The 1,656-nt window shown below is 44.2% G+C and carries 2 protein-coding genes; both read left to right on the top strand.

Annotation, left to right across the window (positions count from 1 at the left end; all coding sequences use genetic code 11):
- Positions 1-289: 289 nt before the first annotated feature.
- Positions 290-796 carry a hypothetical protein gene (locus AAC083_RS10650; RefSeq protein WP_146181651.1) on the top strand — a complete coding sequence of 169 codons (507 nt, stop codon included), beginning with the start codon at positions 290-292 and terminating at the stop codon, positions 794-796.
- Between the two features lie 556 nt (positions 797-1,352).
- Positions 1,353-1,656, top strand: a 304-nt coding sequence (locus AAC083_RS10645) for a fimbria/pilus periplasmic chaperone (protein ID WP_339735666.1), incomplete at its 3' end; no start/stop codon positions are given.

Raw genomic sequence — 1,656 nt, 5'->3', positions numbered from 1 at the left:
CCATAAACCACAACTGTCAGGCCGCTGCGGGCGAGCGAACAGCCCAACTCATTGGTTTTTATCAATATTATTAAATCTTAATAAAACGAGTTCACTCATCATTCTGGGCGGCTTGAGGCAGTATCAACACCAAGACCACGGTGCAGCACCAAATGCAGGTATGTGAAAGCAATGTGTGAATGTGTGGTCGGGTTACTGCAGGCAAAGATGAATGAGAGTCCTATCATATGTTCCTCATTAAATGTTGTTTGCCGATTACGTTGTTGTTGATTATTAGAGGGTATCAAAAATGAAAAAGTATACTTTGTCTCTGTTAACGCTGAGTGTGGCACTTTCTTCAGGTGCGGCTTTTGCTGGTACTTTAGTTGGGGCCGAATCAGCTAAGTCAGTGGATGTTACTTTTGAGGAAACAAGTATAGTTGGTCACACGCTCACCCAAGTGTCGGGGCTTCAGCCAGGAGATAATGTCGGCAAGATTATCGCACAAGGTAAAGTTACAACTAACAATACCGGCCATATAAACATGGCGTTCACTGGCTCAGAAGCTTATAGCTTCTCGGGTCAGGCCCATCGTTTTGCTGGGGTAGCAGACAATAAAATCTGGGTAACATTGCAGCCGGTGAATGGTAACTTGTTGGAAAGACCGTCAGGCGATAACACTGGAGCTATTAGAATCAAGCCGGATACAGCTGGTGGAAATGATTTTAGTTATACTATTAATGTATATGAATCGCAAGCTGATGTAGCGGCGGACACCTATAGAATTAGTGTTAAAGCCCAGCGTTGGGTTGTATAAGCTGATTGATGTGATATTCAGATCTTGTTGAGTATCATGACGAAATAAATTAATAATAGGTTGCATGGTGGTTTGCTATGCAACCTAATTACACGCATAACTTCGACTTTTTTATTACCCTAGCTTATCCCATTTTTCGTATACCCCGTTTGGGGACCGTTATTGATAAGAATGGTTTGGTTTTGATCAAGTTGTTTCAACTTATGGAAGGGACGTTACGTCTCGATAAGTTTTTATGATCGTGCCGTGCTAAAACCTGGGCGGCTTGCTAAACTATAAATTGATTATTGTCTTGATAAGGAAGCGTGTTCGGTTTTTTCAACATTACTATCAATGTTGAAAAAACCGAAAAAACAGAGATAACTAATTTAATTCATAACAAAGAGAAAATTCCCTTAGTTGACGACCGATAGACGTTTATCTACAGTCTTTCTTCTGCCAGTGATAAATTTCAGGTTAGTTATCACAAGCTAAGTTAACAGTGCACTGTTCTTTGTTTCGCTGAATAGGAGTGATTATGTCAACACAGCAATCTGCCAATAGAAAAAGAGGGGTAGTGCTAAGCGTGATGCTGGGTCTGCTTGGCACAATGGCATACTCTGCTTACGCCGCCGAGGTACCGGTGGAAACCTCGACCCAACCCTTTGAGCTGAAGTTGGGGGCCAGCCGGCTTATCTATAACCCGGCTGCCAATGGTGCCACCATTGCTGTGCATAATCAGCAGAACTACCCTATGCTGGTGCGTTCACAGGTGTTTGCCGAAGATAAAACCACCCCGGCCCCGTTTTTGGTGACACCGCCCTTGTTCCGGTTGGATGGGCAGCAGCGCAGCCGCCTGCGGGTGGTGCACACAGGCGGCC

This window comes from Aeromonas sp. HMWF014, from assembly GCF_963878295.1.
GTDB lineage: Bacteria > Pseudomonadota > Gammaproteobacteria > Enterobacterales > Aeromonadaceae > Aeromonas > Aeromonas popoffii.
The sequence above is the reverse complement of the archived record's forward strand: the minus strand, read 5'-3'. Positions and strand labels throughout refer to the sequence as shown.

What these genes read in the sequence shown, in the direction of transcription:
- AAC083_RS10650 (WP_146181651.1), top strand. Translation starts at nt 290, where the DNA reads ATGAAAAAGTATACTTTGTCTCTGTTAACGCTGAGTGTGGCACTTTCT.